General features: G+C 34.5%; 9 protein-coding genes. All 9 read left to right on the top strand.

Going from position 1 to position 10135, the window contains the following annotated elements:
- Positions 1 to 368: 368 nt before the first annotated feature.
- Complete coding sequence (locus tag V7068_RS20195) at positions 369 to 2192, top strand: polysaccharide biosynthesis protein (protein WP_499714274.1); 1824 nt, start codon at positions 369 to 371, stop codon at positions 2190 to 2192.
- A gap of 269 nt (positions 2193 to 2461) precedes the next feature.
- Entirely contained in the window at positions 2462 to 3715 is a 1254-nt protein-coding gene (locus V7068_RS20190; protein ID WP_499714273.1) for a DegT/DnrJ/EryC1/StrS family aminotransferase, read from the top strand.
- Complete coding sequence (locus tag V7068_RS20185) at positions 3708 to 4337, top strand: sugar transferase (RefSeq protein ID WP_499714275.1); 630 nt, start codon at positions 3708 to 3710, stop codon at positions 4335 to 4337. The genes V7068_RS20190 and V7068_RS20185 overlap by 8 nt, the downstream gene beginning before the upstream one ends.
- 15 nt (positions 4338 to 4352) lie before the next feature.
- On the top strand, positions 4353 to 5084 hold the full coding sequence (locus V7068_RS20180; RefSeq protein WP_499714272.1) for a GNAT family N-acetyltransferase: 732 nt from the start codon (positions 4353 to 4355) through the stop codon (positions 5082 to 5084).
- 51 nt (positions 5085 to 5135) lie between these two features.
- The gene (locus V7068_RS20175; RefSeq protein ID WP_499714271.1) at positions 5136 to 6341 is read left to right on the top strand and encodes a glycosyltransferase family 4 protein; all 1206 of its coding nucleotides are present in this window, start codon (positions 5136 to 5138) and stop codon (positions 6339 to 6341) included.
- 8 nt (positions 6342 to 6349) lie between these two features.
- On the top strand, positions 6350 to 7387 hold the full coding sequence (locus V7068_RS20170) for a polysaccharide biosynthesis protein (RefSeq protein WP_499714270.1): 1038 nt from the start codon (positions 6350 to 6352) through the stop codon (positions 7385 to 7387).
- A 16-nt stretch (positions 7388 to 7403) separates the two neighbouring features.
- A complete protein-coding gene (locus tag V7068_RS20165; RefSeq protein ID WP_499714269.1) occupies positions 7404 to 8513 on the top strand; it encodes a capsular polysaccharide biosynthesis protein CapF in 1110 nt (369 codons plus the stop codon).
- Positions 8514 to 8517: 4 nt separating this feature from the next.
- A complete protein-coding gene (gene wecB, locus V7068_RS20160; protein ID WP_499714268.1) occupies positions 8518 to 9645 on the top strand; it encodes a non-hydrolyzing UDP-N-acetylglucosamine 2-epimerase in 1128 nt (375 codons plus the stop codon).
- Positions 9645 to 10135 (top strand): hypothetical protein (locus tag V7068_RS20155; protein WP_499714267.1); only part of this gene is annotated, 491 nt, incomplete at its 3' end. The genes wecB and V7068_RS20155, both read left to right, overlap by 1 nt.

The raw sequence follows: 10135 nt of genomic DNA, 5'->3' as shown, positions 1-10135 counted from the left end.
AGGATATATGTGTTTAACGTGTTTTCTCATTAACTATTTAATTTTATAAGGATTAATATCCGAGAAATAGGGGGGAGTAAGAAAGAAGTAATTGTATGTTGTAATTGGGGTCTGAGCTGTATCAAAAGAGGAAACGTATCGTTAAGGAATTATTAATCCCAATGCTGCGCTATCAAACGAGTAATTTCGTCGAAAAGCTTCACCCAATCTTGTAATTATTGGGAATCTACATATTAACAACTGGAATTTTCATGTTCTTAGAACAATGAGAAATAGATGCAGGCGAAGTACTTCAATTGATAAATGAAATTCGAAAATTAAGTTTAGTCAAATCATGAAACATATTTTATGTCAAGGAGGGATCGCAATTGGTTTATAAAAGGCGGGTTCCATTATTAGTTCTATTGGACTCAATCATTGTTTTATTTGCAATATTTATTGGATACTTTATTTTAAACCCCTATATGAATGTATATACGATTCCTATGCTATGGGTATGTGCAATATCCTTACTTATTAGCCATCATGTATTTGCAGCCATTTATCGTCTTTATCAAAAAGCATGGGCGTATGCAAGTGTTGGGGAATTAACAGCGATTGTGAAGGCTGTTACATTTTCGATTATACTGACAGCGATTGTTCAACTGATTGTGACGCAGGATATTTACTTTAGAGTGTTAGGTATTACATGGATGCTGCATGTCATTTTAATTGGAGGTTCCCGTTTTTCATGGCGAGTTTTCCGAGACAGGTTTATTGCACCGAATCCTGATAAGAAACGGACGTTAATTGTTGGAGCAGGTTCAGCTGGAACGATGGTTGCAAGGCAACTTTTGAAAAATACAGATGCGGACCTTTATCCGGTTGCCTTTGTAGACGATGATCCTACAAAGTATAAACTCGACATCTATGGGATTGAAGTAAAAGGGAATAGTCAAGATATCCCACGAATTGTAGAAGAATCAAATATCGAAAACATTGTCATTGCGATTCCTTCATTGCAAAAACAAGAGATGAAAAAAATCTATGAGGAATGTGCAAAAACAAAAGCGAAAACGAAGATTATGCCATTAATAGAAGACCTTGTGACAGGGAAAATTTCTGTTAATCAAATGAGAGATGTTCAAGTGGAAGATTTACTGGGCCGAGAGCCAGTAGAGTTAGATATGAGCACGATTTCGGAAAAACTAACAGGGAAAACAGTACTTGTTACTGGTGCTGGCGGGTCTATTGGTTCGGAAATATGCAGGCAAATAGCTAAATTCCAACCGGGAACATTACTTCTTTTAGGTCATGGTGAAAATAGTATTTACACAATTGATATGGAATTAAGAAAAAAATATGCTGGTGAATTTGAAATCATCCCGATTATTGCGGATGTGCAGGATCGAGTTCGAATCTTTGATATTGTTAATGAATATCAGCCAGATGTTGTGTATCATGCGGCTGCTCATAAGCATGTTCCGTTAATGGAGTATAACCCGATGGAAGCAGTTAAGAATAACATTTTTGGTACAAGAAACGTAGCGGAAGCTGCTGATACATTTGGGGTAAAAAACTTTGTTCTTGTTTCAACTGATAAGGCAGTCAATCCGCCTAACGTGATGGGTGCTACCAAACGTTTTGCAGAAATGATTATTCAAAATCTAGCAAAAGAAAGTAAAACAACGTTTGTTGCTGTTCGTTTTGGAAATGTGCTTGGAAGTCGCGGGAGTGTTATTCCACTATTTAAAAAGCAAATTCAAGCAGGGGGTCCAGTTACGGTCACCCATCCGGAAATGACGAGGTATTTTATGACAATTCCTGAAGCTTCTAGACTTGTGATTCAAGCCGGTGCTTTGGCTCGGGGCGGCGAAGTGTTTGTTCTTGATATGGGAGAGCCTGTGAAGATTGTAGATTTAGCTCAAAACCTCATCACTCTTTCAGGATATACGGAAGAGGAAATCGGTATTCAATTCTCTGGAATAAGACCGGGAGAGAAGTTATTTGAAGAGTTATTGAATGAGAACGAGGTTCAGGCGAAGCAAGTGTTTCCTAAGATTCATATTGGGAAAGCAGAGCCGATGGAGAAGGAAGAGTTATATTCTATGATTGAGACTTTGCCTCATAAGGATGTGGTAGAGTTGAAGGAGATATTGGTGGGGGTTGCTAATACTAAGTTTGGTGAACAGAAACAAACTGTAGGGTTATGATTTAAAAAAGTTATAGAAAAAAGTAAATAACTTGAGCCCCTGTTCAGATGGATATTTTTATTATATGGACAAGGGGCTAGTACTTTTTGGGAGAGTTTAGGTTGGGAAGAGTTTTAAACATAAGGTTCTATTTTAACTTGATAGCAAAATTTAGTGGGTTAGTAGTTAATTGGATGTGAGAAGTTTAGAAATTCAGTTAAGTACTAAGCCGCTAAAGAAGCATTTTTAAATGTTAAATACTTAAACTTGAATAAAGCGAGGTAAATAAAATGATTGATACTAAAGTGAGAAATATAACATTCTCTCCACCAGATATTACAGATGCGGAAATTGAAGAAGTTATAAAAGCAATGAAATCTGGTTGGATTACAACTGGTCCAAGAACAAAAGAGTTTGAAAAAAGAATAGCTGAATACGTTGGTACAAATAAGGCTGTGTGCCTAAACTCTGCAACATCAGCTATGGAGCTTACCCTTCGTATTTTAGGAATAGGGCCTGGTGATGAGGTTATTACTTCGGCATATACTTATACAGCATCTGCCTCCATTATAGATCATGTTGGGGCAAAAATTGTACTGGTCGATACTGCACCGGATTCTTTTGAAATGGATTATTCAAAACTTGCTGATGCGATTACAGCAAATACAAAGGCTATTATTCCTGTTGATTTAGCAGGGAAAATGTGTGATTACGATGCTATATACGAAATAGTAGAAAGTAAAAAAGAACTGTTTAAGGCTAATAATGAAATTCAAGGGTTATTTAATAGGGTAATTGTTATGACTGATGCTGCACATGCTTTTGGAGCTAAAAGACACGGTGAAAAATGTGGACAAGTTGCAGACTTTACTTGCTACTCTTTCCATGCAGTGAAGAATTTGACAACTGCTGAGGGCGGTGCAGTGGTTTGGCGTAATGACCGTGGACTAGATGATGATTGGCTTTATAAGCAGTTCATGCTCTATAGCCTTCATGGTCAATCTAAAGATGCATTGGCGAAAACCCAAAAAGGTGCATGGGAATATGATATTGTTTATCCTGCTTACAAGTGCAATATGACTGATATTATGGCTGGATTTGGTTTGATACAGCTAGATAGATATGATGTCTTGTTGAAAAGGCGTAAAGAGATTGTTGAAATGTACGATAAAGCACTTTTACCATTAGGGATTCAAAGCCTACAACATTATGGTGAAAACTTTGAATCCTCAGGTCATCTTTATTTAGTGAGAATACCTGAAATTGGTGAAGATGAGAGAAATGAAATAATTAGAAAAATGGCTGAGGTAGGAGTTGCGTGCAATGTTCACTACAAACCATTACCGATGTTTACAGCTTATAAGAATTTAGGGTTTGATATTAAGGATTATCCTAGTGCTTTTGATGTATATAAAAATGAGATTACACTTCCACTTCATACTTTATTGAGTGATGAGGATGTGAAGTATGTGGTTGAGAGTTTTAAGAAGGTATTAAATGAAGTTTTAAGTAATGATTTCCAAGTGGGGTGGCGGTATGTATAAGAATTTTTTTAAAAGAGTATTTGATTTAATACTAGCAATAATAGCCCTACCATTTTGGCTTATGATTTTGATTATCATTGGTCCAATCATTTACTTTCAAGACAAAGGGTCAATTTTTTATAATGCACCACGACTTGGTGAGAACGGAAAAGTATTCAAAATGTATAAATTCCGTTCTATGAAAATGAATGCCCCGGATTTAAGAAATGAGGACGGATCAACCTTTAATGCAGAAGATGACCCAAGACTTACAAAAATCGGAAAGTTTATTCGCAAAACAAGTCTTGATGAAACCCCGCAGCTTTTAAATATAATCAAAGGCGACATGAGTATCATAGGACCTAGACCTGACTTACCGGAACATCGTGAACTATATGAAGGTAATGAAGAACGAAAGCTTGAAGTTAGACCGGGTGTTACTGGGTATAACCAAGCCTATTTTAGAAATACCGTACCTTGGAAAGAAAGAATCCAAAATGATATTTACTATATTGACCACTTGTCTTGGTGGCTAGATATTAAGATATTTTTTAAAACGGCTATATCTGTTTTGAAGCGTGAAGATGTATTTGTAACTGATAATAGTACTAAATCGAATAAAAATACCAGTGTAGGAATGTAAGGTGGTGGGGGCTTAATGAAAGAAAAAGATATAGAAAATGCAGTAACATTCTATGATTTAAAGTGGGACAAGGAGTTTTTTGGTGTTACTAGTAGTAAAGCCATTCTACATAGACCTCTTACATTAAATGAATGGGATGAACTAAAGACTAGGTTTAAAGATTATCAGTTTATATCAATTGTGAATCAAAATTCAGAACCTGTTAACACACAGATGATAGGGAAAGATACTGCTGCGTTTTTGGCAGATGCAAATATTCAGTTTTTGAAAAAGATAAAAGGTTCACATGAAATGTCTAAAAATATTACGATTTATCAATCGTTAAACAGAAATGATCAAGTAATTGAAATTGCAGATTTTCAGTTTTCGAAGTTCACAGAGGACCCTGAATTGGCTAAACGAGGTGGTAGTCAAGTTTATCAGCAGTGGCTTATTAATGCTTTTGGAAAGCAAGATAAGTTTTATGCGTTATCTAAGAATGGAAACGGTGATATAAACGGTTTTGTATTATATTCTTATTCAGAAAATGCGTGTGTAATTGAGCTAATTGCTGTGTCTCAAAAGGAGACTAAAGGTGGTATTGGTACTAGCTTATTTAAAGCAGTAGAATATGAAGCATATCAACGTGGTTGTGATGAAGTAAGAGTGGGTACTCAAGCGAGAAATATCGGAGCTATTAACTTTTATCATAAGGTTGGCTGTAAACAGGTAGGGTGTCATCAAGTTTATCATTTATGGAATATTTAATTTGAATCGTATAAAGATATGGTGTGCAGGAGAAATTGAGGAGAGATTTTTTTGAGAGTACTATACATTGCGACTTCTTTTCCAGAGCCAGGTAAAGGCGCTACAATATATACGGATTTAGCAGAAGCATTAAATGAAGCCGGTCATGAGATTACAGTAGCTGTATCCGAACAAGCGAAGAATAAGCAACATACTGAAATGAAGAAAGAACGTGGTTTTGATGTATTGCGAATTGTTACTGGAAATTACTATGATGTAGGTTTTATAGAAAAAGGTATAACTACTTTAAAAATACCCGTGCTTATGAAAAAAGGTATAAAAAAGTATTTAGGAAAAAGAGAGTTTGATTTTATCTTATTTGAATCACCACCAGTGACTAATGCAGGTTTGGTGGCGTGGGCAAAGAAGCAATTCGATTGTCCATCATATTTAATGCTCAAAGATATTTTTCCTCAGAACGCAGTAGATTTAGGAATTATAAAAGAAAAAGGTATTTTACATCGATATTTCACATCAAAGGAAAAGAAGTTATTACAAACAGCTGATTATATTGGTTGTATGTCTAATGCTAATAAGCAATATGTGTTAGAGCATAACTCATGGATGGATTTTGCAAAAGTTGAGATATTTCCTAATACGAAAAAATTGACGAATAGTATAAACTTAGAGGGATTTCCAATGAGGGAGAGATTTGGAATTCCTAAAGAAGCAAGTGTCTTTCTATTTGGTGGAAACATGGGTAGACCACAGAATATAGATCTTTTATGCGAAGTTATTAAAGGATGCAAGAATGAAAAAGATATGTACTTCCTCTTCATTGGTAGAGGAACTGATAGATATAAGTTAGAGAATGCAATAAAGGAATTTGATATTAATAATGCTCTAGTGATTGAGAACCTACCGAGAAGTGAGTACGAACAGATAACAAAAGAATGTGATGTTGGATTGATTGTACTTGATCCGCGATTCTCCATCCCAAACTATCCGTCTCGTATCCTGTCATATATGGAGTATGCCAAGCCTGTAATTGCAGCTACAGATAAAGTGAGTGATTTAAAAGAGATGATCGAAGAAGCTGATTGTGGTGAGTGGGTTTGGTCAGGTGATGTACAAACTTTTATAAATAAAGCTAAAGAAATGTCGAAATCAAAAAGATTGCCAATGATGGGGTCTAACGGTCGTAAGTATTTAGAAGCTAAATTTAATGTAAAGCGTTCTGTTGATATATTAGAGAGTCATTTTAAAAAAGTGAGGTAGAAGAGGGTATGTTTAAAGATAAGACACTACTAATTACTGGTGGTACAGGTTCTTTTGGAAATGCTGTAATGAAACGGTTTCTAGATACTGATATAAAAGAAATTCGAATTTTCTCACGTGATGAGAAAAAACAGGATGATATGAGAAAACTTTATAGAAATGACAAACTCAAGTTTTATCTTGGAGACGTAAGGGACTTAGCAAGTGTCAAGAATGCTATGCATGGTGTTGACTATATCTTCCATGCCGCTGCATTGAAGCAAGTTCCATCATGTGAATTTTTCCCCCTTGAAGCGGTCAAAACTAATGTTTTAGGAACAGACAATGTACTCACTGCTGCTATTGAATATGGGGTTGAAAAGGTAATCTGTCTTTCAACTGATAAAGCAGCATATCCAATTAATGCAATGGGGATTTCAAAGGCGATGATGGAAAAGGTTTTTGTGGCAAAATCAAAAACAGTATCTCCTGATAGAACTCTTATCTGTGGTACTAGATATGGTAATGTAATGGCCTCACGTGGATCAGTTATTCCATTATTTATTGAACAGATTAAAAGTGGAAAGCCTTTAACAGTAACGGATCCTAATATGACAAGATTTTTAATGAGTTTAGAAGAAGCAGTCGAATTAGTCGTATTTGCTTTCCAAAATGCTGAGGCTGGAGATATTATGGTTCAAAAATCGCCTGCAAGTACTATTGGCGATCTTGCTCAAGCTGTAAAGGAATTATTTAATGCGGATAATGAAATTGAAATAATTGGAACTCGTCACGGGGAAAAGCGATATGAAACACTTCTTACTAAAGAGGAATATGTAGTTGCCGAGGACTTAGGTGGATTCTTCAGAGTTCCTGCTGATCAAAGAGATCTTAACTATGATAAGTATTTTGCTGAGGGAGATCAAAAGCTTTCTACTATAGAAGAATATAACTCCGATAATACTCAAATTCTAAGCATTGAACAAATTAAAGAAACATTACTTAAATTAGACTATGTACAAAACGAGCTTAAGGAATGGCGTAAAGAGACTCCAGTAATGAACTAAAAGGTGGAATTAATTAATGAATATTCTTGTTACAGGTGCAAAAGGTTTTTTAGGGAAAAACCTTATTGCCGAGCTTAGAAATAAAGGGTATAGCAATATATTTGAGTTTACTAGAGAAAGTGATTTCTCATTACTTGAAAAATATACAGAAGAGTGCGATTTTGTCTTTCATTTAGCTGGAGTAAATAGACCGAAAGATGAAAATGAATTTATGAAAGGTAATTTTGGCTTTACATCTAAATTGCTAGAACTATTAAAGAAACATAATAACAAAGCTCCTGTACTTATTACTTCATCAATTCAGGCAGAAAAGGATAATCCTTATGGAAGAAGTAAAAAGGCAGGAGAAGATTTATTATTTGATTATTACAAAGAAACTGATGTAAAAGTCTATGTATATAGATTACCAAACTTATTTGGTAAGTGGAGCAAGCCTAACTATAATACTGTAGTGGCTACATTTTGTCATAATGTAGCTAGAGACTTAGATATTCAGATAAATAATCCGGATGCAGAGCTTAATTTATGCTATATAGATGATGTATTAGAAGAGTTTTTACGTGCATTAGAGGGCAATCCAACTATTCAAGGTGATTATTGTGGAGTGCCTATAACACATAATATTAAACTTGGAGTGTTAGCCGAGCTTATAAAGGGCTTTAAGGAAAGTAGAACAAATCTAAGTATTCCTAATATGGAAGATGCTCTAACTAAGAAGCTTTATAGTACTTATTTAAGTTTCTTACCAGAAGATAAGTTTTCTTATGACCTTAAAATGAATTGTGACCATAGAGGATCTTTTACAGAATTTATGAGAACACCTGAAAGAGGACAAGTATCTGTAAATGTATCAAAACCTGGGATTACGAAGGGGAACCATTGGCATCATACAAAAAATGAAAAATTCTTAGTTGTTAGTGGAGAAGGATTAATTCGATTTAGAAAGATAGATTCTGAAGAAATTATTGAATATAGAGTCAGTGGAGACAAGTTACAGGTTGTAGATATTCCTACTGGATATACTCACTCCATTGTAAATGTAGGCGAGAGTGATTTAGTAACAGTAATGTGGGCGAATGAATGTTTTGATCCAGAAAAACCAGACACTTACTTCGTGGAGGTATAACCATATGAAGAAATTAAAAGTCATGACAGTCGTTGGTACTAGACCAGAGATTATAAGATTGTCGGCTGTTATTAATAAATTAGAAGAATCGAATGCAATAGAACATATACTTGTTCATACAGGGCAAAATTATGATTATGAATTAAATGAGGTATTTTTTAAAGATTTTAATTTGAAAAAACCAGATTATTTTCTTAATGCAGCTACTGGAACAGCAGTAGAAACCATTGGTAATATTTTAGTTAAAATAGATCCTATTATGGATGAGGTTAAACCAGATGCTTTGTTAGTACTGGGAGATACGAATAGTTGTTTATGCGCTATAGCAGCAAAAAGAAGACATATTCCAATATTCCACATGGAAGCGGGAAATCGATGCTTTGATCAAAGAGTTCCAGAAGAAACTAATAGAAAAATTGTTGATCATACAGCAGATATAAATTTAACTTATAGTGATATTGCAAGAGAATACTTGTTAAGAGAAGGAATACCGGCAGATAGAATTATTAAAACAGGAAGCCCTATGTTTGAAGTGCTAAACTCTAGAAAAGATGACATTGAGAAATCAGATGTATTAGAGAAATTGGCACTTGAAGAAGGTAAGTATTTTGTAGTATCAGCTCATAGAGAAGAAAATATTAATTCAGAAACCAATTTCTTAGATTTAGTTGATAGTTTAAATGCGGTTGCAGAAAAGTATAATATGCCTGTAATTGTGAGTACTCATCCAAGAACTAGAAACATGATTGAAGCAAAAGCGATTGAGTTTAATCCTTTGGTGAAGACGATGAAACCATTAGGATTCAATGATTATGTAAAACTTCAAATTAAAGCTAAAGCTGTACTTAGTGATAGTGGAACGATCAGTGAAGAATCTTCTATTCTTGGATTTAGAGCACTTAATATTAGACAAGCACATGAAAGACCGGAAGCTATGGAAGAAGCATCTGTAATGATGGTGGGTTTAAAGAAAGAAAGAATTTTGCAGGGATTAGAGGTATTAGAAGTACAAGAAAAAAATACATTAAGGATTGTTGGAGATTATAGTATGCCTAATGTATCGGATAAGGTGCTTAGAATTATCTTGTCATACACAGATTATGTAAACAGGGTTGTTTGGAGGGAAAGGTAGTGATGGATGGGCATAAGGATGTACTAAAGGTTCTATTAGTTTCTCCATTACCACCACCATCTGGCGGTATCGCAACATGGACAAAAAAGTATGTAAACTGGACAAAAGGTAAAAATATACATGTTGATATTGTGAATACTGCAGTTGTCGGAACAAGATTAGATAAAATTAATTCAAGAAGAAAATTACTTGATGAAGCTAAAAGAACAAAGGATATATTAAAAGAATTAATAGCTAAGTTAAATTGTAACAGTGCTAATATTGCACATATAAACACCTCTTGTGGAGCATATGGAGTAATTAGGGACTATATTTTTGCTAAAATTATTAAAAAGAAAGGCATTTCATTAATTGTTCATTATCATTGTAATATTGAAGATCAAGTAAAAAATAGAAAAATTCAAAAAAAGTTTTTTCAAATGCTTTCGAAAACTGCTGATATAAATTTAGTTTTAAATAAGTCATCACAAAAATATATAAAAGTTGTGTC

Origin of the sequence: Bacillus sp. JJ634 (genome assembly GCF_036962285.1) — a bacterium.
Lineage (GTDB): Bacteria > Bacillota > Bacilli > Bacillales > DSM-1321 > Peribacillus > Peribacillus asahii_A.
Note: the sequence above shows the minus strand (reverse complement) of the source record. Positions and strands in the feature narration are given on the sequence as shown.